Source organism: Pectobacterium aroidearum, assembly GCF_041228105.1.
In the GTDB taxonomy this organism is placed as follows: Bacteria; Pseudomonadota; Gammaproteobacteria; order Enterobacterales; family Enterobacteriaceae; genus Pectobacterium; species Pectobacterium aroidearum.
The window spans coordinates 2,194,392-2,216,628 of the sequence record NZ_CP166097.1 but is presented as its reverse complement, the minus strand read 5'-3'; the positions used below and the strand labels follow the sequence as shown (position 1 = coordinate 2,216,628).

Here is a 22,237-nt window from a genome sequence, read left to right as displayed (position 1 = left end):
CAAGACAGTGCCAGAGTCTCCCTATAATTTATAATTGTATATGCTAACTTCTGCGATAGTTTAAGCTGATGAAAAGCGGCTCAATCGCACATTTTTCCTATCTGCATCAATAATCTTGCCGATAGCACAGTTTGCGATAATGAGCCGTCTTATCATTATGACAGTCTCTTTGAGGAAGCCGCTGACGCTATTCCCAAAAAACCTACAGCGAAGACGAACGGAGTATGAACTGGGTAATTTCGGCGCGTTTCCCTAAGCGGATCGGAAAGCCATTCCACAGCCCCGCACCATTGCTCACGTACAGATGCATGCCATCCACGTCATAGCTGCCAGACACATAGCCTTCATTCGCCAGCTGTGTCACCCAGTGCATGCCCAGCACCTGACCACCGTGCGTATGGCCGGAGAGCTGTAAATCCGCCCCGGCACGCGCATTTTCTTTCGCCCCCGTTGGCCGATGGCTAAGCAGAACAACGGCGCTATTTGGCGATACTCCGTTGAGCGCCGCGCCCGTATCCGGCAGCGGCTGTTGAAAATCGGCGGCAGTACGATCGGTGATGCCCGCCAGTACAAACGTGGCATTATCGCGCCCGATCGACACATGTTCATTGAGCAACAGGCGCAAACCCAGCGCGTTCAGCCGCTGCACCCATTGCGTATATTCCACGTAATATTCATGGTTGCCCACGATGGCAAACACGCCGTGTGGCGCAGTCAGGTTACGCAACGGCTCCATATCCTCGTGGCGAGCGCTCACGGTGCCATCGGCCAGATCGCCAGTAATCACCGTCAGATCGGGCTTAAGCGCATTGGTTTGGGCTACCACCGTCGCTATCCACGGGCGCTGTAACAGACGACTGGCATGTAAATCGGTTAGCTGCACCAGCCGGAAACCATCCAATTCGGGTGGCAGTTGCTTCAGTTTAACTTCTACCGTACGAACCTCAGGAACACGCACCGCCTCCCACACGCCGATAGCCGCCAGCCCCATCGCCACAACGGCAATGCCACCACGCAGCGCCATATTTTTCAGCAGAACATTCCCCGCTGGCCGAAATAAAAAACGACTCGCTACGCCAAGAAGATCGATAGCCAACAGCAGAAATGCGGCTATCAGCAGCGCGCCAAACGCCCAGCCCAGAAGCATCAGGACAAACGCGGGCACTTCCGGCGACGCCATCGTGCCAAAAAACGTGCGCGTAATCAGATGATGCTGTGACGCCAGCAGCACTAGCACCGCCAGTATGCGTTTTACGGATATACTGACACGCAAGCGCCAGACCAGACGCCAGATAACATAGAGGGCGATAAGCCCGGTAATGATATGAAACACGGATGTTTTTCTCTCTTTATCGGTGATATCGGTATAGTAACGCGTAAATTTTACACTATGACGCACACATTGCAGAGCAACGCGGCAGAGAGGTTGTGTTACTGGAAGGGGCGGATTAACATGGCGCGATTCCATGCGTTACACAGCCCAGACAAAAGTGGCACCTGCTCGCTGACAGCAGGTGATGCATGATAGTGATTAACAAAGGACATTTATGTTCGATTACACCGACTTTCCCGAACAGCGGCAAGCCAAAATCCGGCAAATCCTCAGCGAGGAAGGCAAAGTCGTCTGCACGCAGCTCTCACGTGAATTGAACGTATCCGAGCACACCATACGTCGCGACCTGAAGGAGCTGGCGCAATCCGGTGCCTGTAAGCGCGTCTACGGCGGTGCGGTCATCATGCCACCAGAAGCCATCGATTTTGCCAGCCGAGCGAGTATCGATGCCGTCCAGAAAGATCGTATCGCTCAGGCCGTTATCCCGCTGATAAAACCTAACAGTTGCGTCTTCTTTGACACTGGCACCACCAATCTGGCAGTGGCGAAGCAGCTTCCGCTGGGCCTGAAATTTACCGCCGTGTGTAATTCGCCCATTATCGCGACAGAGCTGATGCAACATCAGGATGTAGAAGTGATTTTTCTTGGCGGACGGATCCAGAAAGAAGTCGGCGGCGCAATTGGTATCGATACGCTCAGACAGCTAGAGAAGATGTATTTCGATCAATGCCTGCTGGGGGGCTGTGCCTTTGACGCCAACGAAGGATTGACCGTTTTTGAATATGACGATGCAGAATTCAAAAAGTGCCTTGTCACCCGCAGCAGCGAAGTGATCGTCGCGCTGACCGCTAATAAGATCTCCGCTTTGGCGCGCTATCGCGTCGCTGGGTGTGAAGATATTACCGCGCTGGTGACCGATGATGAAATCGCCCCTGCCTGTCAGGACGCATTAAGCGAAAAAAACCTGGATCTGATTATTGCCAGATAACACGACGGTAGCCTCAACGGCTGCCGGTTTGCTTCCTGCGGCTCAATTCATGAAAGCAGCAACTTTATCGTGTTGAGAACCCCATCGTCGTCATTGCTACGGGCAACAAAGTTCGCCGCGGCTTTGGTTTCCTCAAACGCGTTGCGCATCGCAAAGCTGTAAGCCCCGCGGCTCATTAACTCAATATCATTGTAGCCGTCGCCAAACACCATCGTTTCCTCTGCCGTCACCGCCAATTTGTCCTGAAGGATGTCTACGGTATGCCCTTTGTGTACGCCGACATTAGCAATATCGATCCAAGCCGCTTCAGAGACCACGATATAGACATGATCGTGAAACGCATCGAGATACTTCGCCGTCTCATGACAGTGCCCTTCCGGGTCATAAACCGTGATTTTCACAAAGTCATCGGTGACGGTAGCAAAGCTGGAGATCAGCGTCACGTTGGTGTACGACCTCTTTACCTTTTCCAGTAAAGCCGGGTTGATCGTTTCCCTGACCATCGCACCATGTGGGGTACAACCGATGACTACGTGTCGGTCATCCACACTTTCCAGCACGCCAATCAGACTCAAGGCCAGACGGTTTTTGATAAGCGATTGGTAAACGTAATCTCCCCGATATTTGATGCGCGTCGCGCTATCTCCCAAAATCCAGATATCTTTTGCAGCATCACCAAAAAGCGCTTCGACCCGCTCACACTGCTTACCCGTACAGGCGGCAAACTGTACGCCCTTATCTTTCATTAACGCATAAACCTCAGCAAACAGAGTCCTGTTGTAATCGCCATCGCTGTGAAGAAACGTGCCGTCCAGATCGGTAATTACCAACTTGATCATTCCACTCCCCCTTTCAGATTTTACGTATACAGATAGCCGTGAGTCAGGCTGTCGCAGCCTGTCTGAACAAAGAAAACATCGCTTTGTGCGGCGTGTTAGATAACTGACGCGGTGATTCGACGCCAATGCTCGATCAAGCTCGATAATGAGTTAGATATACACAAAAGAGCACAGAAAGCACAACAACAATCCATTTACGCCAGATTCATTGAGGTATAACGCGAGGGTTAGCATAGCACTTATTGACAATGCGCAACAAGAATCAAAAACAATCATAAGTGAGCAAAGAAAGAGTTAAAGCAGTGGCAGAACCGTCAATGATCTCTGCAACACTTAAATATCCAACCGAGATCATGTTATTCACATTTCATTAGACCCCACCGTTGACAACGTCACTGCTACGCCATATTCATATGTACGGACAAGTTAAAATGTCCGCACATATGAATATGACAGTGGCTACGACACATGACTCATCACGCGGGTTGTATCGCTAAAAATAAAAAAATCTTGTTAGTTCATGTCGTTAGGGACATTCACTGCATGATGGCGAGTTTTGCTGGTTCAGCCTTTATCCGTACTGTTCAACCTACAAGAGATCAACACTATGTCGACAAAAACACCTGTCTGGAAAGGTCTGACATTTCAGGTTCTGGCAGCGATGGCCCTGGGCATTGCCCTCGGTTTTGCCGCACCGGAATTGGCCGCAAAGTTTAAAATCCTCGGCGACATCTTTCTAAAACTCATCAAAACCGCCGTCGCACCGCTCATCTTTTTTACGGTGGTACACGGCATCGCCTCCGCAGGGGATATCAAGAAAGTGGGAAAAATCGGCGTGCGTGCGCTGATCTATTTTGAGCTGGTGTCTACCTTCGCTCTCGCACTCGGTCTCGGCTGGGCAAACATCATTGATATCGGTTCAGGCATTCATGCCGGGAGTATCAGTCAGACAGCTACCGCTGCCGTTGACTCTGCGATAGCAAAAGGCCACATGCCTACCACCACCATGGATTTTATCTACGGTATTTTCCCCGATAACTTCATCGGCGCCTTCGCTGGTGGGCAGCTCTTGCAAGTACTGGTGGTCTCACTGATTTTTGGTTTCGCTTTACTTGCGCTCCCCCACGAAAAACGCAGCGTGATTGAAAATGGCATGAACCGTATCTCAGAATGCTTCTTCGAGTTCATCAATTTAATCATGAAATTAGCCCCGATTGGTGCTTTCGGTTCCGTGGCGTATGCCGTAGGAAGTAACGGCAGTAGCGTGCTGCTTTCGTTACTGAATCTGGTATTGATGTTTTATGCTGCCGTCGCCTTTTTCATCATTGTTATCCTGGGCGCTATCTGCCGATTTACCGGGTTTAGCCTGACTCGCTTTCTTAAATATATCCGCGATGAGATCGTCATCGTGCTGGGTACGGCCTCGTCCGAAAGTGCCTTACCTCGGCTGTTACAGAAACTGGAACGTTTTGGTTGTTCACGCCAAAGCGTGGGGCTGATTCTCCCGACAGGCTATGCATTTAACCTCGACGGAACCAGTATTTACATGTCGATGTGTACGCTGTTTATCGCCAATGCCTATGGCGTCGACCTGAGCTGGCAACAGCAGATGGGCATCTTGCTCATCATGCTGGTGACATCAAAAGGCGCCGCAGCCGTCTCTGGTGGCAGCTTCGTGGTGTTCGCGGCAACGGTGGCAACAGTGGGTAATCTGCCGATAGAAGGACTGGCGTTAATTTTCGGTGTCTATCGCTTTATGTCTATGGCGATTGCGCTGTGCAATACCATCGGAAACAGCGTGGCCACTATCGTCGTTGCAAAATGGTGCGGTGAATATTCACCTCAGCCTGACAATGCACTGGACAGCACACCCCTTACTCAGGAAACCCGCCCCGCTCGCTAATCGCAAGCCAAACGCGGCAAAAACGGAGCATTACAGATATCAGCCAGGACGACTCACAGGGATTCTGGCTGAATAATTAACCTCAGGACGCAAATCCGGCTAAACATTCGACACTTGAAAGAAGATGATAAACAAAGCGCTTGCCACCAGCGCCGGAGCCGTCCATAATAGCGCCCATTCCAAACGCTGGAATGAAGAAAAGCATTCTAATCAAAACGTTACTGATTAAGATGTTATCTCCTGTACGACCGTAGCTCAGTTGGTTAGAGCACCACCTTGACATGGTGGGGGTCGGTGGTTCGAGTCCACTCGGTCGTACCAATTCATGTTCTGCAAATATTACCCTATGCCCGTAGGTTAATGAATGTGAGTTGAAATTCCTCTTACTCGTATCCTGTTAGTCTCGCAAAACTTAATTCAATCCTGACGTTTTTCCCGCTGTACATTCTGATTAATTCAAATTCAGGCTACTGCGATAAATCGCGCTGGCTAAAACCCTTCTTCTTTTTGGGCTCGATTCGTAAAAAATCATTCGTCATTTATGCTCAAAGAATACCGGCCTATCATGGGACGATGAATCAAAGGAGTGACTGGCCTCGACGGTACGCCTATTGACGAACTGGTTACAAACGCCAAGGCAGACTAAAAAATCGTCTCATCTACCAGACAACAACGCGACCCTACTGGCCGCGTGTCTCCAGATACAGCACCGTGGCAGCGACGCGAGAGCGTACGTTGAGTTTGCGCAGCATGTTGCGGATATGCACTTTTACCGTCTCTTCTGAGATATACAACACTGCGGCGATTTGCTTGTTGGATAATCCTGACGCCACTTCCTGCAGCACATCCAGTTCGCGCTCCGTCAATACGGTAAAAGGCGACGGTGTTTCCTGTATGGCGATGCGGTGGCGTAGCACGTCCCTGACTTGATCGCTGAAAGCATCACTGCTGCGAATGGCATCCAGTAAGTGTTCTGGGGCGCTATCCTTAAGCAGATAGCCATCGGCCCCCGCGTCCATCAGCGCATAAATATCGCTGGGCGCATCGGAGACCGTCAGCACAATCACACGGGCACAGATCCCATCGCGCCGCAGCGCGTGAAGCGTATCCAGCCCGCTCAATCCTTTCATGTTGAGATCGAGCAAGATGATATCGGGAGAATCCCGGTTCGCGAGGCTCAGCGCCTCCATGCCGTTACTGGCTTCCCCTATCACGTCAAAGATGGCATCGGTCGCCAGTAGCTGACGGATTCCCCGGCGCATAAGCGGATGATCGTCGACGATCAACACACGATAAGATGGTTTTTCTGACATGCCCAGCCCCAATGTAATATGGATCTTATTATTTTATTTATGATTATGATCTATGATTTATCGCCGTCATACTTCAAGCGACCTGCTTTCCACTCGACTTATTCCGGGTAGAGAGTGTTCGTGTTATCGCGTTCACGCGCTGCCGTCGGCGTCGAGAAACAGACGCTAACCTGCGTTCCCCCTTCAGGGTGAAGGCCGATAGATAACTTTCCGCCTAACCGTTCGGCACGCTCCTGCATAATATTTAAACCGTAGTGTCCTGCGGGTTCCTCCTGATTGATAATGCCACAGCCGTCATCACGAATATCAACACAATGACGGCCATCAGGCTGCGTCCGACAGTTGACGGTAATCGCCGTCGCCTGCGCGTGTTTAATGGCATTCAGCACCGCTTCACGGATGATTTGTAGCAAGTGAACCTGCTGTGAGGCATCCAGCGCTTGCGTAGGAATCCGGCAGTCAATCGTGATTGCCGCCGGAGTCTGCGCGCGCAGCGGCGCGATCATTTCCTGCATCGCCGCAGGCAAATCGGCCTGTTGCAGCGTCAGTCGGAACGTACCCAGCAGTTCCCGCAGTTGGCGATAAGCATCGCTGAGCGCCTGTTCAAAATCGGTGATGATCTGCTGGGCCTGCGCATTTTCTTCCGCGACCGCGCGCTTTAACAACGTCATCTGGATATTCAGATAAGAGAGCACCTGAGCCAGTGAGTCATGCAGTTCACGCGCGATGGTGGCGCGTTCCTCCATCAGTAATAGCTGCTGGTAGTGCTTCTGCGCCTGATTAAAATAGAGGCCGCGGCCCAGCATATTAGCAACGCTTTCCATCAGCTGCGCCGACGGTTGCTGCGTTGATGCCTGCCATCGCAACTGCCCAAACTCAACCTCTTGCAAACGGATGGGCAAGGTCTGCCACGCAGCCTGCTCATCCGGCTGGCCTTCACATAACAGCCAGTTCTCTCCTACCCGCATTTCCAGACAGCCGACCGTTTCATAGCGGCGAACAATTTGCAGAATCTGCTGAAAGCAATGTCTGTCGATGGTGCTGACATTCATCGCCTGAGAGCAGTTGTACAGCACCTTCAGCATGCGGTTCACTTCCTGCAAGCGCAGCGTTTTCTGCCGTACCTTGTCTTCCAGAGAACGATAAAGCTTTTGCAGTTCATCAGTCATGCTACTGAAGGTTTGCGCCAGTAAGCCCAGTTCGTTAGGCAAATTGACGTCCAGCCGCGAATGGGTAAAACGCCCCTTTTCAATAGACGCACAGGCCGCCATCAGCTTATTCAACGGCACGACCACCTGACGGCGGATGCGGCGCAGCGTAAAGAAGATCAGTATATAGATAGTGATCGAACCAATTATTGATGTCACAACAACTATCATCATCTTGCGTTCGGAATAGTGCTGCAACGCCAGCACAAAGAGATCGATCTGCGTGACATAGCGAACAATGTTGTCCTGATACCACGTCCGATCCCCCGCGCTCAGGCGCTCATCCATCGTTTTCCAGCTTTGCAACAGCGCAGCGTAGCGATCGCGCACATCGCGCGGCACATACCAGCGATCCAACAGATGAAAAACCGGGGAATCCAGCGTTTGCGCATAAAGGCGGCGATGCGATGCTAATTCTGCGCGATCGCCCTGCAAGTCATATCCCATGCGATAGCTTTGCATACGCATGGAGCCAGCAACGTTGATCGCTTCTGCATCGCGTAAACCGCTGGCCAGCGTTAGTAGCGCAATGCCGGTCGTCAGGAATGAAAGCAGCGCGATATAAAAAAATGCGCGAGCCAGGCTGGTAGAAACAGGACGTTTAACCATCACAACGAGCAATCCCCTTTAACGTCATACCTACTCTAAATAAGTAGAGCAGCGTCTCAGCGCCACTATCGCGATCCCCATCCGAACAGGCAAGCCAATGAGACGCGAATCCCACATAAGCTTGATCCGGCACCTCCATTTACCTCTAAAGGGTGATTATCGCATACAGCCTAAGAGGAATAGTGTAACCCCTACAAAAACAGCGTGTTTCTTATTGGATATTTCATTGCATGCCAGAGCGACAAACTGCCATGACTAACCTTTCCCGACGTTCCCTACTGACTGGTGGCCTACAGCGGGCAGACAACGCGTTGCGTCCGCCGTGGAGCGGCGTAGAAAGTCGGTTTCTGAGCCAGTGCATACGCTGTAACGCCTGCATTGATGCCTGCGATTCGGGGATCATTCAGCGCGGCTCGGGCGGTTTTCCCACCATCGATTTTCAGCGCGGCGAATGCACGTTCTGCTACGACTGCGCGCGTGCCTGTCCACAAGCGCTGTTCGCGGAGAGCCACACCACGCCGTGGGAATACCACCTGACAATTCAGGACGCCTGTTTGTCGCTACATCAGGTGGAATGCCGCAGCTGTCAGGATGCGTGTGACGCCGGGGCGATACGGTTTCGTCCCGCCATTGGGCGCGTTGCCGCACCGTCAATCGACGACGATGCCTGTACCACCTGTGGCGCCTGTATTTCCGGATGCTCTGTCGGCGCTATATCGATGAAAAAGATCACTGCGGGGCATCACCCCGCACCAACGCGTCTCCTGACGCAACAGGAAAACCGATGAGCACAGTCTGGCATGTTTGCAGTGTAGTGGTTCACGTCAATACGGCACAGATGGCGGCCGTGGGCGAGGTGTTAGCGACGCTGCCCAATATCGAGGTGGGTGCCAGCGATAGCGATACCGGAAAAATGGCCGTGGTGCTGGAGTCAGATTCAGAAGACGCACTGTTAAAACAAATAGCGTCAATACGCGAACTTACAGGCGTACTGGCTGTTTCGCTGGTTTATCACCAGCTTGATGAACCGTCTTTTGCTGAACAGTCTTTTACTTTCGATGAACAACCTCTTGATCAACAAGCTCAGGGTGAGGAAATACCATGAAACTCAGTCGACGACACTTTATGAAGGCGAACGCTGTCGCAGCGGCCGCTGCGGTCGCGGGCATCACCATCCCTATCGCGGTCCGCGCCGCGACCGAGCAGTCAGAAGCCATCCACTGGGATAAAGCTCCCTGCCGTTTCTGTGGCGTAGGGTGTGGTGTGCTGGTAGGGACGCAAAACGGCCGCATCGTCGCCAGTCAGGGCGATCCCGACGCGCCGGTTAACCGTGGTTTAAACTGCATCAAGGGCTATTTCCTGCCAAAAATCATGTACGGACAGGATCGCCTGACCCAGCCCTTGCTGCGGATGCGTGATGGTAAATTCGATAAAGAAGGTGAATTTACCCCGATCTCTTGGGACAAAGCCTTTGACATCATGGCGGAGAAATTCAAAACCGCCCTGAAAGAGAAAGGTCCGAACGCGATAGGGATGTTTGGCTCTGGACAATCGACGATTTGGGAAGGCTATGCGGCCGCTAAATTGTTCAAAGCCGGTTTCCGCTCCAACAATATTGACCCCAACGCGCGACACTGTATGGCATCGGCGGTCGTGGGCTTTATGCGAACCTTCGGTATGGATGAACCGATGGGCTGCTACGACGATATCGAGCAGACCGATGCGTTTGTACTGTGGGGCTCCAACATGGCGGAGATGCACCCGATTCTCTGGTCGCGCATCACCGATCGCCGCCTATCGAACAGCAATGTTACCGTCGCCGTGCTGTCCACCTATCAGCACCGCAGTTTTGAGCTGGCGGATAACGGTATGGTATTTACGCCGCAAACCGATCTGGCCATTCTCAACTACATCGCTAACTACATTATTCAAAACAATGCGGTGAACGAGACCTTCTTTACCCGCCACGTAAACCTGCGCAGAGGCGTGACTGATATCGGCTACGGGCTGCGTCCGACGCACCCGCTGGAGAAAGCGGCGAAAAATCCGGGCTCCGACGCATCCGAACCCATGAGTTTTGAAGAATACAAAGCCTTTGTCGCCGACTACACGCTGGAAAAAACAGTCGCCATCAGCGGCGTCCCTGCCGACCAGTTGGAAGAGCTGGCAAAACTCTACGCCGATCCGAAGAAGAAAGTGATCTCCTACTGGACGATGGGCTTTAACCAGCACACACGCGGCGTCTGGGCGAACAATCTGGTTTATAACATCCACCTGTTGACGGGCAAGATCTCCCAACCTGGCTGCGGGCCGTTCTCATTAACCGGTCAACCTTCTGCCTGCGGTACTGCACGTGAGGTCGGCACCTTCGCCCACCGTTTGCCTGCGGACATGGTGGTAACCAACGAGAAACACCGCGCGATAGCGGAAAAACTGTGGCAGTTACCGACCGGTACCATTCCTGAAAAGATCGGTCTGCACGCCGTCGCACAAGACAGGGCGCTGAAAGACGGCACGCTGAATGCCTATTGGGTGATGTGTAACAACAACATGCAGGCTGGCCCGAACATCAATCAGGAGCGTATGCCAGGCTGGCGCGACCCACGCAACTTTATCGTCGTTTCCGATCCCTACCCGACCGTCAGCGCGCTGGCTGCCGATCTGATTTTGCCGACCGCAATGTGGGTGGAAAAAGAAGGCGCTTACGGCAACGCCGAACGCCGGACACAGTTCTGGCGCCAGCAAGTGAAAGCGCCGGGCGAATCAAAATCGGATCTGTGGCAGGTCGTGAGCTTTGCCAAGCGCTTCGCCGTAGAAGAAGTCTGGCCGGAAGCACTTCTGGCGCAGAAACCGGCCTATCGCGGCAAGACGCTCTACGACGTGCTGTTTGCGAACGATGTCACCACGCGCTTCCCACTCAGTGAATTAGCGGAAAATCAGTTGAACGACGAATCCCGAGACTTCGGTTTTTATCTGCAAAAAGGCCTGTTTGAAGAATACGCCGCGTTTGGCCGTGGGCACGGTCACGACCTAGCGCCATTCGATGACTACCACAAAGCTCGTGGGCTACGCTGGCCAGTGGTTAACGGTAAGGAAACGCAGTGGCGCTATAGCGAAGGGCATGATCCTTACGTCAAAGCGGGAGAAGCCTACCGTTTTTACGGTAAACCAGATGGCAAGGCGGTGATTTTCGCGCTGCCATACGAACCTGCCGCCGAAGCGCCGGACGACGAGTACGATCTCTGGCTCTCCACTGGTCGCGTGCTGGAGCATTGGCACACCGGCAGCATGACGCGTCGCGTACCGGAACTGCACCGCGCCTTCCCCGAGGCCGTGCTGTTTATCCACCCACAGGATGCCAAAGCGCGCGATCTGCGTCGCGGTGAGAAAGTTCGCATTATCTCGCGCCGTGGTGAAGTCGTCTCCGTGGTTGAAACACGCGGCCGTAATAAACCACCGCGTGGACTGGTGTATATGCCGTTCTTCGACGCCGCGCAGATGACCAACGTCCTGACGCTGGATGCCACCGATCCGCTGTCGAAAGAAACGGACTTTAAGAAATGCGCCGTCAAGCTGGCTAAGGTGTAGCGCGCATGGCACGCCCGGAACATTCATCACCCGCTCGCCGTCGCTTTCTGCGTGACGCCGTCCGTGCCGTTGCGGGTTTATCCGCCGCGGTCACGATACTCGGCATTCAGCAGCGACGCGCTCAGGCCGACGCGATCCGGCTACGGCCGCCGGGTGCGCTGTCGGAAGCAGCGTTTTCCGGTGCCTGCATCCGCTGTGGCCAATGTGTTCAGGCCTGCCCGTACGACACACTGAAACTGGCAACGCTGGTCTCCGGTTCCGCCGCCGGAAGCCCTTACTTTGTCGCACGCGATATCCCGTGCGAGATGTGTGAGGACATCCCCTGTGTCGTCGCCTGCCCCAGCGGCGCCTTACAGCCGCTGGACACCATCGATGACGCCCGCATGGGATTAGCGGTGCTGCTCGACCAGGAGAACTGCCTGAACTATCAGGGGTTACGTTGCGATGTGTGCTATCGCGTCTGTCCCCTCATCGATAGCGCCATCACGCTGGAGCCGGAGCGCAATGCCCGAACCGGAAAACACGCCCGTTTTCTGCCTACGGTGCATAGCGATGTCTGTACCGGCTGCGGCAAATGTGAAAAAGCCTGCGTACTGGAACAGCCTGCGGTAAAGGTTTTGCCGCGCGCGCTGGCAAAAGGCGAACTCGGACATCACTACCGTTTCAGTTGGCTGGAGGCACGCAATGGCAAATCGTAAGCAGGACGCCGGACGAGAAGCCCGGGCGAAAAAAGGCTGGTGGCGCAGCCACCGCTGGCTGGTATTGCGCCGTCTGACGCAATCTCTGGTGCTGCTCATGTTCCTTAGCGGCCCGCTGCTAGGGTTCTGGATCTTGCGCGGTAACTACAGCGCCAGTCGTTTGCTCGACACGGTGCCACTCAGCGATCCGCTGATGGTGCTGCAAAGTCTGGCCAGTGGTCATCAGCCCGCCACGCTTGCGCTGATTGGTGCGCTGATTATTGCGTTGAGCTATGCACTGGCAGGCAAACGCCTGTTCTGTAGCTGGGTCTGCCCGGTTAATCCGCTCACCGATTTAGCCGCCTGGCTACGTCGTCGTTTCGGCATCACCGCTTCGGCGACGATCCCCCGTAATCTGCGCTATCTGCTGCTGATGCTTATTCTGGCAGGAAGCGCACTGACGGGCGGGCTGCTGTGGGAATGGGTCAATCCGGTCTCACTGGCAGGGCGCGGGCTGATTTTCGGGTTTGGCGCAGGTATCTGGCTGCTGCTGGCACTGTTTCTGTTTGATTTGCTGGTCGTGGAACACGGCTGGTGTGGGCATCTGTGCCCAACCGGCGCGCTGTACGGTGTGCTTGGCAGTAAAGGCGCGCTGGCTGTGGATGCCGCCGAGCGTGAACGTTGTACCCGCTGTATGGACTGTTTCCATGTCTGTCCAGAGCCGCAGGTGCTGCGCGCGCCCTTGCTCGATAAACACAGTCCGGTACAGATCACGGACCGAGACTGCATAACATGCGGACGCTGTATTGATGTCTGCGCTGAAGACGTTTTTAAAATAACCCTTAGATGGAAATCGGGAGCAAAGTCATGAAAAGCCTGAGAATGGGATGGTTTCGCTGGATCACCGCCCTGGCGATACTGTGCAGTGCGATAGCCACTGCACAGGTCGATTTAAGTCAATCGCCGGAAGTCGCCGCGACACAGCCGGGAAATAGCCGGATGCCGAAGCAGCAGGAGCGTATGGCGCTCAACTATGTCAACCAGCCACCGATGATCCCGCATAGCGTGGATGGCTATCAGGTCACCCCGACCTTTAACCGCTGCCTACAGTGCCACGGCGTGGAGAATTATCGTTCCACCAGCGCCCCCCGGGTCAGCCCAACCCACTTTGTCGACAGAGACGGTAAAGTGCTGAGCAATGTCGCCCCTGCCCGTCATTTCTGCCTGCAATGCCACGTGCCGCAAGCGGATAGTTCACCGATCACCGGTAACACGTTCACCCCTTCTAAAGGCTTTGGACAGTGAGGTTTGCTATGAAACAGCCAGGAAAAGTGGGACGGTTGTTGCGCCAGCTATGGCAATGGTGGCGCCGCCCGAGTCGGCTGGCGCTGGGAACATTGCTCATTATCGGCTTCGCAGGCGGTATTTTCTTTCTGGCGACGTCCCAGAAAGGCATGGAAATGAGCAACAGCGAAGCGTTCTGCATCAGCTGTCATGAAATGCGTAATACCGTCTATCAGGAATATATGGAAACCGCGCACTACAGCAACCGCAGCGGCGTACGCGCCACCTGTCCCGATTGCCACGTTCCGCATGAGTTTGTGCCGAAAATGGTACGTAAGATTCAGGCCAGTAAAGAGCTGTACGGCAAAATAATGGGCACGATTGATACGCCACAAAAATTTGAAGCACACCGGCTGACGATGGCGCAGAACGAATGGCGGCGCATGAAAAACAACAATTCTCAGGAATGCCGCAACTGCCACAACTTTGACTATATGGACTTCTCAGGGCAAAAAACAGTCGCGGCGGAAAAACACAGCGAAGCGATAAAACTCGGTCAAACCTGTATCGACTGCCATAAAGGCATCGCCCACAAACTGCCGGACATGCACGGCGTCAAAAGCGGGTTATAACTCCCCTTCGTAACATTCGGGACGGCGTATGCCGTCCTATCGTTGCTGACAAAGCCCGTAGAGCGGTAGTAACGGATAGATCGTAAAGACGCTGCAAGTACGTCCATGTAAGCTCGGATTGCGCCATCCCTGGCGCAAACGCTTTACTCTTCTATTCCGTTACTCCCGTTTTCATTCTGCAAATAGAACGGTATAAGGACGGCATCCCCTTCAACATGAAGGCCGTCCACAGCAATCCTCCGTGCAGGCGGAGGAATCCCTTCACAAATAAAGATGTGCTACGTTCAGTCTTTTGATTTTATGGGGTTGGTTCGCGTAAAAAACCGCGCTGAGGTGGGCGTAGCCGCCGGATGAGCGGCATGGACGCCGCGAAAGCCTGCGCCGCGTATGGAACGCGTCGCAGGCGGTCCGAACAGCGGATACGAACGCCGAAGGCACCGCAAAGCGGCGCGATTTACCGCGAAAAGCCAGGGGTCACGGGGCGACGGCGACTAAGCCGCCCCGTGTCGGGCGCGTGCTGCAACGGTTGCAGAAAACAACGTTGGATAATGCGCACGAAATCTTCACGCTACTGACATAAACGGCTGAGATTCCAAATCTCTGCCTGTGATGAACCATAAGCGTTTGAGCGGAAACACTACGTTTGGAAGAGATAACTTGTCGGATAACAAAAGGGCGATATCTCGCCCTTCTGCTATTGATGATAAAGACAAAAGAATTTTTACTTCCCAGTGACCGCCTGCACCGACAGTGATGCTTTCGCCTGCGCGACGCTGCGCTCGATGACCGCACGGCGTGTGTCGTTTTGCGGGAGCAGCGTCAGCATCGTTTGCCAGGCGTCAATCGCGTCCTGATAGCGCTGGGCTTCATAGGCATTGAAAGCCAGCAGGCTCAGCACGCGCACATTGGTCGAGCCGGAATGCATCAGTTCACGCAGCATGTCTCCACCACGCTGGCTATCACGCGGGTCGGTGGAGCGCGACAGCAGATCGGCATAATCCAGTGCCAGATCCGTATTTTTCGGATCGAGCTGGAACGCCCTGGCAAATGCCTGCACGGACATGTCGTAGTTGTTCAGTAATCCTGCAATGCGCCCCAGCATCCACCAGTCTTGGGGATTATCTGGCTGAGCTTCCAGTTGGCTACGTAGTCCCAGACCGAGACGCGCGACCTCTTCAATGGTCAGTGGTTCAGCGTCGGGATCCAATGCCCGCTTCATCAGGTCCGGCGTTAACGCAACGACCTGCTGTAACTCCTGCACCCGATTAACCGCAGACGTCTTCCAAAACACGCCGAGGCTGACGATAACCAGCAGTAATACGCCCGGCAACAAAACCCAGCGGTTTAGCGGACGCAGCTGTGCCTTCGCACCGCCGGGAATATCCTGCAACAGCGTATGCTGGAGCTCTTCAACCAGTTGAGCACGCTCCTGTTCATTGGCAACATCCGCAGTAAGCTCACGCAGCCGGTCGCGATACAGCGCCTGATTAATCGCATCACGATCGTATTCGCCCCGTGACGACCACGGCGCAAGCAGCAGCGCAGAAAGCGCAATCAGCGATAGCACAATGGTTGCTGTCAGTAGCATCATTCCGGTTTCTCCTCACGTCCCAACAGCGTCTGCAAGCGCTTTTTATCCTGTTCGCTCATCGGTTCTTTAACGCTCTTGATGCGGTGCGCACGCCGGATAATCATCCACGCTCCTGCTGCCAGAAACAGCGCAGGCAGCAGCCATAATAGAATGGTAAACGGCGTGATCGGCGGCTCATACGTCACAAAATAACCGTAACGATCCACCATATAATCGACAACCTGCTCTTTCGTTTGCCCCTGCTGCATCAGCTCGTACACTTTCTGCCGCATATCCGAAGCAATCATCGAATTGGAATCGGCAATGCTGTTGTTCTGGCATTTAGGGCAACGCAGTTGCATGGTCAACTCACGAAACTGTTGCTCCTGCGTGTCGTTGTCAAAACGCAATACCTCGGAGGACGCCAGCACGCTGAACGACAGCAGTAATGCACCAAGGAAACTCAGCACTCTCATGCGCCGCCCTCCTTGCTGTATTTCTCCCACAGCGGTTGCAGCGTTTCTTGCCACACCTGCATATTGAGATCGCCCGCATGGCGATAGCGAATGATGCCTTTCCCGTCGATCAGGAAGGTTTCCGGTGCGCCATACACGCCCAGATCCAGCCCCAACATGCCGTCACCATCAAACAAACTCATCGCATAGGGGTTGCCTAACGTTTTCAGCCACTCAACCGCTTTGGGGCGTTCATCTTTATAATTCATGCCCACGACGCGAATTCCCTGAGCCGCCAGCGTGTTGAGGAACTGGTGTTCCGCGCGGCACGTCGGGCACCAGGTCGCCCAGACGTTCAGCAGCAGCGGTTTTCCATCGCTTAGTTCAGATTGGTTATAAACCTTTCCCGGCTGATCCAGCGATTCAAGACGAAATTCGGGAATCGGTTTACCAATCAGAGCAGATTCCAACCGCATGGGATCGTCACCGTCACTGTTACGCACCAGTTGCCACAACAAAGCAACGGCCAGCAGTAAAAACAGGACGAGCGGGATTAACAAGATTTTGCGGCTCATGATGATGCCTCCCTAACAGCGCAACGCAGGCGATAGCGAGGATCGAACATGCACAAGATGCCGCCTAGCGCCATCAGCCCCCCGCCGTACCAAATCCAGCGGACAAAGGGTTTGTAATACAGCCGTACCGCCCAGCTACCGTCATCCAGCTCTTCGCCCAGTGCCGCATAGAGATCGCGCGTTACACCCGCATCAATAGCGGCTTCCGTCATGATCGCGCCGCTGGTGTTGTAGAAGCGTTTTTCCGCTTTCAGCGTCGCTTCCGGCTTGCCGTTACGCGTCACCTCAATCGTCCCTTTACCGCTGTGCCAGTTAGGCCCAACGACATCACGCACGCCTTGAAACGTAAAACGGTAATCGTGTATTTGGATGCTGTCGCCAGCCCGCATTCGCACATCCCGCTCAACGCTATAATTCTGGCTGAAGGCGATCCCTACCACCGTCACCGCCAACCCAATATGGCCGCACACCATGCCCCACTGGCTCAGTGAGAGCTTGGTCAAACCGCGCAGCAGACCATGACGCCGAGTGGAATTGCTATGCAGCTCGTATACCGTTAAGAAGAACACCCACAGCGCCATCGACAGGCCGACCACCGTCATGGCAACCAGCGAATCTTGTAACAACCACGGCAGCAGCAGCGACAGTGCCGCGGTCACGGCCAGCGCAATCAGCAGCAGCTTACGCAGCTTTTGCGGCTCATCGCGCCGCCAGCGAACCAACGGCCCTACGCCCAGCAGTAAGGCAAACGGTGCCATTAATAGGGTAAACATGGTGTTGAAGAACGGTGCGCCAATCGAGATGCTGCCTAAGCCCAATTGCTTATGCACCAGCGGCAGCAGCGTTCCCAGCAGCACCACGAGCGTTGCCGCCATCAGGATCAGGTTATTGCCGAGCAGAAAAGTCTCACGCGACCAGAGTGAATTCGTTACCCGCGCCCGTACCCGGTTGCCTTTGATGGCGAACAGCAGCAAAGAACCGCCGATAACAATGACCAGAAACGCGAGAATAAACATGCCGCGCGCCGGATCGGAGGCAAAGGCGTGCACCGACACCAATACACCGGACCGCACCAGAAATGTCCCCAGCAGGCAGAGCGAGAACGCACCGATAGCCAGTAGTACCGTCCAAGCCTTGAAGCTGCCGCGTTTTTCGGTAACTGACAGCGAATGCAGCAGTGCCGTGCCCACCAGCCACGGCATCAATGATGCATTCTCGACCGGATCCCAGAACCACCAGCCGCCCCAGCCAAGCTCGTAATACGCCCAACCCGAACCCAGCACGATACCCAGCGTCAGGAATGACCAGGCTGCCTGCGTCCACGGTCGGGACCAACGCGCCCACGCGCTGTCCAGTCGTTCCGCCAGCAGCGAAGCGACCGCAAAGGCAAACGCCACAGAAAACCCGACATAGCCCATGTAGAGCAATGGCGGATGGAAGATTAACCCGACATCCTGCAACAGAGGATTAAGATCGCGCCCGTCAATCGGGTAGTCCGGCAGCGTGCGCGTAAAGGGATTCGACGTCAGGATGATGAACAGCAAGAAACCGACATTAATCATCCCCATAACGGCCAGCACACGGGCGACCGCATCCAGCGACATCCCTCGACTGAATATCGCCACGGCGAAGGTCCAGCCGCTCATCAGCAGCACCCAGAGCAGCAGCGACCCTTCATGTGCACCCCACGCTGCCGCCACGCGATACCATACCGGCAACGCACGGTTCGAGTTGTTGGCTACATAAAGAACGGTGAAATCATTGATCACCAGCGCATGCACCAGCACGAGGAAAGACGCCAAAATGCATGCAAACAGCGCCCAGGCAAGCGGACGCGCCAATGCCATCAGGCGGGTATCCTGACGCGCCGCGCCCCACAGCGGATACACGCTGAGCAACAGCGCAACACCCATAGCCAGACAGAGCAGATAATTGCCCACTTCAGGCATCATAACCGTTTACCCTCTGTGGCAGTCGCCGGTGCATGGCCGTGCTGTCCTTCCATCGCCGCCTTGATTTCCGGTGGCGTGTAGTTTTCATCATGTCGGGCCAGCACTTCTTTCGCCATGATGTGATCGTCGGTGTCCAGAATGCCCTGTGCCACCACGCCTTGCCCCTCGCGGAACAGATCCGGCAGCATCCCGTTATAGGTTACCTCGACGGAACCCTGCGCATCATAAACGGTGAAACGCACTTCCAGACTTTGGCTGTCGCGACGCACGCTGCCCGGCATCACCATGCCGCCGACGCGCAAACGCTGCCCGATCGCCGGTTTTTCCTGCGTTTCGTTCTTGCCGTACAGAATTTCACTGGGCGTATAAAAGAGATCGATATTTGAGCTCAGCGCATAGAGCGTGAGCGCTACCGTCAACACCGCACCGCAAATGACGGCCAGAATGGCATAAAGGCGAGTTTTACGCGGCGCACTCATGGCGTCACCTCCACCGCTTTCGACTGACGGGCCGTGCTCTTGCGCTGCTCGCGCGCCTGCTGGCGACGGATGTCGTTCATCAATGTACGACGATGCCAGAGGGTCTGCCCGACCAACGCACTCAGCGGCAGCAGCGTTAGCACCACGGCCAGCCAGACGTAAAAGGCATAGCCGCCCATCGCAAAGAAATCCTGCCAGCTTGTAAAAGCGATGTTCATCGTGCGACTCCCTCTTTATTGACCAGCGCCGCAACCCAAGGCGCACGACGCTGCTGCATCAGTATCAGATTACGCAAGCGCATGAGTGACAACGTCACGAAAAGACTCATGAAACCTAACATCATGATTCGCAGCGGAAGACGCATGGCGGGATCGATGGTCTTCTGCATTTTTGTCGATCCTTGATGCAGGGTATTCCACCACTCGACCGAGAAATGGATGATGGGTAAATTCACCACGCCGACCAGTACCAAAATGGCAGCCGCACGACCAGCAAGACGGCGATCGTCAAACGCGTTGTAGAGCGCGATGATACCCACATACAGGAACAGCAGAACGAGTTCCGATGTCAGGCGCGCATCCCAGACCCACCAGGTCCCCCACATCGGTTTACCCCAGGTGGATCCCGTAGTCAGCGCAATGAAGGTAAATACTGCCCCGACCGGCGCCATCGCCGCGACGGCAAGCTCTGCCGTTTTTGACTGCCGAATCAGTCCGATAAGCGCAAACATCGCCATCACGGCATAAACGCCCATCGACCATACGGCCGCTGGCACGTGCAGGTACATGATGCGATACCCTTGCCCTTGCTGATAATCCGCAGGTGCAAAACCAAATCCCAGCAGGCAACCGCCGATCAACAGCGCCGCGCTAATCAAGGCAAACCACGGGATAAGCCTGCCGCAAAGGCCATAAAGGCGATCCGGCTGCGTAAGCTGATAGTTTTTTTTCAACATAACGAGTGCTCACTCTGCTAAAACTCATCCCAACGGGACGATGAACGCGATCCTGAGATCGGAAAATTATTGTATGCTCACCCGCAACGCCGCCGCCGTGGCAAACGGGCTCAGGGTGGCGCTGCCCGCCAGAAAAGCGCCGAGGATCGCCAGATACCCACCGACCGGCAGTTGCATCATGGCGGCCTCGACCGCCGCCGTGGCAAAAATCAACAGCGGTATGGTGAGCGGCAAGACCAGCAGGCTTAACAGCACACCGCTGCGGCGCAATCCGACCGTTAATCCCGCCCCAATCGCACCCAGAAAACTGAGCGTTGGCGTGCAGAGCAACAGCGTTAACGCCATCACCCACCAACCGTGGCTGTCCAGTCCAAACAGCAGCGCCGCCAGTGGGGAAAGCAGTAACAACGGCAGCCCGCTAACCATCCAATGCACCACAACTTTCGCCAGCACCACTAACGGCAGCGGCAAAGGCAGCAGCGTCAGTTGTTCCAGCGAACCGTCCTGATAGTCGTCGCGGAAAAGCCGATCCATCGCCAGTAGAGAAGCCAGCAATGCCGCGACCCACACCACACCCGGTGCCACACGCATCAATAGTTGTGGCTCCGATCCAATGGCCAGAGGGAACAAAATGATGACGATCAGGAAGAACCACAGCGGGTTGAGAATTTCGGCGTTATTACGTAACGCGACGCGCAACTCTCGGGCCATCAGACGCCGCATGATAGTGCTCCTTCACTCGGCGTAAGCTGGATACAGCGAATAGTCTGAGCGAACGGACGCAGCGGCTGGTGAGTGGTTAAAATGATGATGCCGCCGCGCGCAATATGGTGTTCCATACGCTGTGTCAGCATGTCGACGCCCGCCACGTCGAGCGCGGTAAGCGGTTCATCCAGAATCCACAGCGGAACATCGGTAAGCCACAAACGCGCCAGCGCAACGCGCCGCTGTTGTCCTGCCGAAAGGCGCGCCACGGGTACGTCCTCATACCCTGCCAGCCCGACAGCGGCCAGCGCCTGCCAGTGCGCCTCCTGATGCTGATGCGGATAGAAAAAGCGGAGGTTCTCCTCACCAGTCAGGACGCTCTTGATGCCCGGCTGATGACCTAACCACAGAAGCTGCTGGTTAAACTGCTCACGCATGCGGTTGATGCGTTGCCCCTTCCAGCGGATTTCCCCCGACTCGGGCGTCGCCAGACCGCTTAAAATGCGCAACAGCGAGGTTTTGCCCACGCCGTTAGCACCGGCAATCTGCACCATTTCACCGGGGCTCGCCGTAAACGACAACGCACTGAACAGCACATGCTCATCGCGTATGCAAACCACATCGCGCGCTTCTAACATCGGGGTGTACTCCTGCTTTCTAATGCCATATACCCTTGGATATAGAATAACATGGTGCCCTTACTCCCCCCTCTCGGGGACCCTAACCATAAAGAGTTAATCTCTTTTATTGAGATCAATAAAACCGGTGATTCCGGTTATTCCTGTCATCGCACCGTATCGAAAACCACGCCGACATGCTTAAACCGGAAATCTATTGGGCATATTTTTATGCAGCTGCCGAGACTATTTCGTGCGCCACAAGACCTTCATTTCATGCTACCGCTTAGCACGCGCCCGACGCAGGGCGGCTCAATCGCCGTCGCCCTGCGAACCCTGGCTTCCGGCTAAATTATGCCGCTGCGCGGTACCATCGGTGTTCATGAGCAAAACCCGAGCCACCAGTGACGCGATTACTAACCCCATTAATGGGGTTAGCCCTGCAGGCCAGCACAAGTGCTGTTCAAAACGTCTTTGACGTTTTGTCCGACGCGGCACTGGCTTTCGCGGCATCCGTGCCGCTCACTCGGTGCTCACGCCCACCGCTGCATAATT

At 54.7% G+C, this 22,237-nt stretch carries 22 protein-coding genes and 1 tRNA gene; 10 read left to right on the top strand and 13 right to left on the bottom strand.

Annotated elements, in window-relative coordinates; all coding sequences use genetic code 11:
• Positions 1 to 202: 202 nt before the first annotated feature.
• Positions 203 to 1,468 carry a metallophosphoesterase gene (locus tag AB8809_RS10255; protein WP_349856053.1) on the bottom strand — a complete coding sequence of 422 codons (1,266 nt, stop codon included), beginning with the start codon at positions 1,466 to 1,468 and terminating at the stop codon, positions 203 to 205.
• A gap of 79 nt (positions 1,469 to 1,547) precedes the next feature.
• On the opposite strand from AB8809_RS10255, the gene AB8809_RS10250 reads away from it, so the two are divergent.
• Positions 1,548 to 2,321: a DeoR/GlpR family DNA-binding transcription regulator gene (locus AB8809_RS10250; protein WP_015840617.1), complete on the top strand. Its 774-nt coding sequence runs from the start codon at positions 1,548 to 1,550 to the stop codon at positions 2,319 to 2,321.
• Positions 2,322 to 2,368: 47 nt separating this feature from the next.
• On the opposite strand, the gene AB8809_RS10245 is transcribed toward AB8809_RS10250, so the two are convergent.
• The gene (locus AB8809_RS10245; RefSeq protein ID WP_349856054.1) at positions 2,369 to 3,160 is read right to left on the bottom strand and encodes an HAD-IIB family hydrolase; all 792 of its coding nucleotides are present in this window, start codon (positions 3,158 to 3,160) and stop codon (positions 2,369 to 2,371) included.
• A 607-nt stretch (positions 3,161 to 3,767) separates the two neighbouring features.
• Between AB8809_RS10245 and AB8809_RS10240 the strand changes: the two genes are divergently transcribed.
• Positions 3,768 to 5,063 carry a cation:dicarboxylate symporter family transporter gene (locus AB8809_RS10240; protein WP_332409242.1) on the top strand — a complete coding sequence of 432 codons (1,296 nt, stop codon included), beginning with the start codon at positions 3,768 to 3,770 and terminating at the stop codon, positions 5,061 to 5,063.
• Positions 5,064 to 5,307: 244 nt separating this feature from the next.
• Positions 5,308 to 5,384 (top strand) — tRNA-Val (locus AB8809_RS10235).
• A gap of 359 nt (positions 5,385 to 5,743) precedes the next feature.
• On the opposite strand, the gene narP is transcribed toward AB8809_RS10235, so the two are convergent.
• Together narP and narQ are read right to left on the bottom strand one after the other, a co-directional pair.
• Positions 5,744 to 6,376, bottom strand: a complete 633-nt coding sequence (gene narP / locus AB8809_RS10230) for a nitrate/nitrite response regulator protein NarP (RefSeq protein ID WP_015840619.1) — start codon at positions 6,374 to 6,376, stop codon at positions 5,744 to 5,746.
• Positions 6,377 to 6,474: 98 nt separating this feature from the next.
• Positions 6,475 to 8,193, bottom strand: coding sequence for a nitrate/nitrite two-component system sensor histidine kinase NarQ (gene narQ / locus AB8809_RS10225; RefSeq protein ID WP_349856266.1), 1,719 nt, complete (start codon positions 8,191 to 8,193; stop codon positions 6,475 to 6,477).
• 251 nt (positions 8,194 to 8,444) lie between these two features.
• On the opposite strand from narQ, the gene napF reads away from it, so the two are divergent.
• The 7 genes from napF to napC are packed head-to-tail and all read left to right on the top strand — an operon-like array spanning position 8,445 to position 14,374.
• Positions 8,445 to 8,981: a ferredoxin-type protein NapF gene (gene napF, locus AB8809_RS10220; RefSeq protein WP_349856267.1), complete on the top strand. Its 537-nt coding sequence runs from the start codon at positions 8,445 to 8,447 to the stop codon at positions 8,979 to 8,981.
• Positions 8,978 to 9,298, top strand: coding sequence for a chaperone NapD (gene napD / locus AB8809_RS10215; protein ID WP_349856055.1), 321 nt, complete (start codon positions 8,978 to 8,980; stop codon positions 9,296 to 9,298). Before napF ends, napD begins: the two co-directional genes overlap by 4 nt.
• On the top strand, positions 9,295 to 11,781 hold the full coding sequence (gene napA, locus AB8809_RS10210) for a nitrate reductase catalytic subunit NapA (protein ID WP_349856056.1): 2,487 nt from the start codon (positions 9,295 to 9,297) through the stop codon (positions 11,779 to 11,781). Before napD ends, napA begins: the two co-directional genes overlap by 4 nt.
• A gap of 5 nt (positions 11,782 to 11,786) precedes the next feature.
• Positions 11,787 to 12,479, top strand: a complete 693-nt coding sequence (gene napG, locus AB8809_RS10205; RefSeq protein WP_349856057.1) for a ferredoxin-type protein NapG — start codon at positions 11,787 to 11,789, stop codon at positions 12,477 to 12,479.
• On the top strand, positions 12,466 to 13,329 hold the full coding sequence (gene napH / locus AB8809_RS10200; RefSeq protein ID WP_349856058.1) for a quinol dehydrogenase ferredoxin subunit NapH: 864 nt from the start codon (positions 12,466 to 12,468) through the stop codon (positions 13,327 to 13,329). Before napG ends, napH begins: the two co-directional genes overlap by 14 nt.
• Complete coding sequence (gene napB, locus AB8809_RS10195) at positions 13,326 to 13,763, top strand: nitrate reductase cytochrome c-type subunit (protein WP_349856059.1); 438 nt, start codon at positions 13,326 to 13,328, stop codon at positions 13,761 to 13,763. The genes napH and napB overlap by 4 nt, the downstream gene beginning before the upstream one ends.
• A gap of 8 nt (positions 13,764 to 13,771) precedes the next feature.
• On the top strand, positions 13,772 to 14,374 hold the full coding sequence (gene napC / locus AB8809_RS10190) for a cytochrome c-type protein NapC (RefSeq protein WP_015840628.1): 603 nt from the start codon (positions 13,772 to 13,774) through the stop codon (positions 14,372 to 14,374).
• A gap of 721 nt (positions 14,375 to 15,095) precedes the next feature.
• Here the strand turns inward: napC and ccmI are convergent.
• The 9 genes from ccmI to ccmA form a co-directional block, all read right to left on the bottom strand.
• Entirely contained in the window at positions 15,096 to 15,965 is an 870-nt protein-coding gene (gene ccmI / locus AB8809_RS10185) for a c-type cytochrome biogenesis protein CcmI (protein ID WP_349856060.1), read from the bottom strand.
• Positions 15,962 to 16,420 (bottom strand): cytochrome c-type biogenesis protein, encoded by a 459-nt coding sequence (locus AB8809_RS10180; RefSeq protein ID WP_349856061.1) that lies wholly within the window; start codon positions 16,418 to 16,420, stop codon positions 15,962 to 15,964. The genes ccmI and AB8809_RS10180 overlap by 4 nt, the downstream gene beginning before the upstream one ends.
• Positions 16,417 to 16,974, bottom strand: coding sequence for a DsbE family thiol:disulfide interchange protein (locus AB8809_RS10175; protein WP_040032209.1), 558 nt, complete (start codon positions 16,972 to 16,974; stop codon positions 16,417 to 16,419). The genes AB8809_RS10180 and AB8809_RS10175 overlap by 4 nt, the downstream gene beginning before the upstream one ends.
• Entirely contained in the window at positions 16,971 to 18,926 is a 1,956-nt protein-coding gene (locus AB8809_RS10170) for a heme lyase CcmF/NrfE family subunit (RefSeq protein ID WP_349856062.1), read from the bottom strand. The genes AB8809_RS10175 and AB8809_RS10170 overlap by 4 nt, the downstream gene beginning before the upstream one ends.
• Positions 18,923 to 19,405 carry a cytochrome c maturation protein CcmE gene (gene ccmE, locus AB8809_RS10165; RefSeq protein ID WP_332409228.1) on the bottom strand — a complete coding sequence of 161 codons (483 nt, stop codon included), beginning with the start codon at positions 19,403 to 19,405 and terminating at the stop codon, positions 18,923 to 18,925. Before ccmE ends, AB8809_RS10170 begins: the two co-directional genes overlap by 4 nt.
• The gene (ccmD, locus tag AB8809_RS10160; protein ID WP_015840634.1) at positions 19,402 to 19,623 is read right to left on the bottom strand and encodes a heme exporter protein CcmD; all 222 of its coding nucleotides are present in this window, start codon (positions 19,621 to 19,623) and stop codon (positions 19,402 to 19,404) included. The genes ccmE and ccmD overlap by 4 nt, the downstream gene beginning before the upstream one ends.
• Complete coding sequence (locus tag AB8809_RS10155; RefSeq protein WP_180777951.1) at positions 19,620 to 20,360, bottom strand: heme ABC transporter permease; 741 nt, start codon at positions 20,358 to 20,360, stop codon at positions 19,620 to 19,622. Before AB8809_RS10155 ends, ccmD begins: the two co-directional genes overlap by 4 nt.
• A 66-nt stretch (positions 20,361 to 20,426) precedes the next feature.
• Complete coding sequence (ccmB, locus tag AB8809_RS10150; RefSeq protein WP_349856063.1) at positions 20,427 to 21,083, bottom strand: heme exporter protein CcmB; 657 nt, start codon at positions 21,081 to 21,083, stop codon at positions 20,427 to 20,429.
• The gene (gene ccmA / locus AB8809_RS10145) at positions 21,071 to 21,703 is read right to left on the bottom strand and encodes a cytochrome c biogenesis heme-transporting ATPase CcmA (protein ID WP_181828763.1); all 633 of its coding nucleotides are present in this window, start codon (positions 21,701 to 21,703) and stop codon (positions 21,071 to 21,073) included. The genes ccmB and ccmA overlap by 13 nt, the downstream gene beginning before the upstream one ends.
• Positions 21,704 to 22,237: the final 534 nt, after the last annotated feature.

What these genes read in the sequence shown, in the direction of transcription:
- AB8809_RS10255 (WP_349856053.1), bottom strand. Translation starts at nt 1,468, where the DNA reads ATGGAATCGCGCCATGTTAATCCGCCCCTTCCAGTAACACAACCTCTC.
- AB8809_RS10250 (WP_015840617.1), top strand. Translation starts at nt 1,548, where the DNA reads ATGTTCGATTACACCGACTTTCCCGAACAGCGGCAAGCCAAAATCCGG.
- AB8809_RS10245 (WP_349856054.1), bottom strand. Translation starts at nt 3,160, where the DNA reads ATGATCAAGTTGGTAATTACCGATCTGGACGGCACGTTTCTTCACAGC.
- AB8809_RS10240 (WP_332409242.1), top strand. Translation starts at nt 3,768, where the DNA reads ATGTCGACAAAAACACCTGTCTGGAAAGGTCTGACATTTCAGGTTCTG.
- narP (WP_015840619.1), bottom strand. Translation starts at nt 6,376, where the DNA reads ATGTCAGAAAAACCATCTTATCGTGTGTTGATCGTCGACGATCATCCG.
- narQ (WP_349856266.1), bottom strand. Translation starts at nt 8,193, where the DNA reads ATGGTTAAACGTCCTGTTTCTACCAGCCTGGCTCGCGCATTTTTTTAT.
- napF (WP_349856267.1), top strand. Translation starts at nt 8,445, where the DNA reads ATGACTAACCTTTCCCGACGTTCCCTACTGACTGGTGGCCTACAGCGG.
- napD (WP_349856055.1), top strand. Translation starts at nt 8,978, where the DNA reads ATGAGCACAGTCTGGCATGTTTGCAGTGTAGTGGTTCACGTCAATACG.
- napA (WP_349856056.1), top strand. Translation starts at nt 9,295, where the DNA reads ATGAAACTCAGTCGACGACACTTTATGAAGGCGAACGCTGTCGCAGCG.
- napG (WP_349856057.1), top strand. Translation starts at nt 11,787, where the DNA reads ATGGCACGCCCGGAACATTCATCACCCGCTCGCCGTCGCTTTCTGCGT.
- napH (WP_349856058.1), top strand. Translation starts at nt 12,466, where the DNA reads ATGGCAAATCGTAAGCAGGACGCCGGACGAGAAGCCCGGGCGAAAAAA.
- napB (WP_349856059.1), top strand. Translation starts at nt 13,326, where the DNA reads ATGAAAAGCCTGAGAATGGGATGGTTTCGCTGGATCACCGCCCTGGCG.
- napC (WP_015840628.1), top strand. Translation starts at nt 13,772, where the DNA reads ATGAAACAGCCAGGAAAAGTGGGACGGTTGTTGCGCCAGCTATGGCAA.
- ccmI (WP_349856060.1), bottom strand. Translation starts at nt 15,965, where the DNA reads ATGATGCTACTGACAGCAACCATTGTGCTATCGCTGATTGCGCTTTCT.
- AB8809_RS10180 (WP_349856061.1), bottom strand. Translation starts at nt 16,420, where the DNA reads ATGAGAGTGCTGAGTTTCCTTGGTGCATTACTGCTGTCGTTCAGCGTG.
- AB8809_RS10175 (WP_040032209.1), bottom strand. Translation starts at nt 16,974, where the DNA reads ATGAGCCGCAAAATCTTGTTAATCCCGCTCGTCCTGTTTTTACTGCTG.
- AB8809_RS10170 (WP_349856062.1), bottom strand. Translation starts at nt 18,926, where the DNA reads ATGATGCCTGAAGTGGGCAATTATCTGCTCTGTCTGGCTATGGGTGTT.
- ccmE (WP_332409228.1), bottom strand. Translation starts at nt 19,405, where the DNA reads ATGAGTGCGCCGCGTAAAACTCGCCTTTATGCCATTCTGGCCGTCATT.
- ccmD (WP_015840634.1), bottom strand. Translation starts at nt 19,623, where the DNA reads ATGAACATCGCTTTTACAAGCTGGCAGGATTTCTTTGCGATGGGCGGC.
- AB8809_RS10155 (WP_180777951.1), bottom strand. Translation starts at nt 20,360, where the DNA reads ATGTTGAAAAAAAACTATCAGCTTACGCAGCCGGATCGCCTTTATGGC.
- ccmB (WP_349856063.1), bottom strand. Translation starts at nt 21,083, where the DNA reads ATGCGGCGTCTGATGGCCCGAGAGTTGCGCGTCGCGTTACGTAATAAC.
- ccmA (WP_181828763.1), bottom strand. Translation starts at nt 21,703, where the DNA reads ATGTTAGAAGCGCGCGATGTGGTTTGCATACGCGATGAGCATGTGCTG.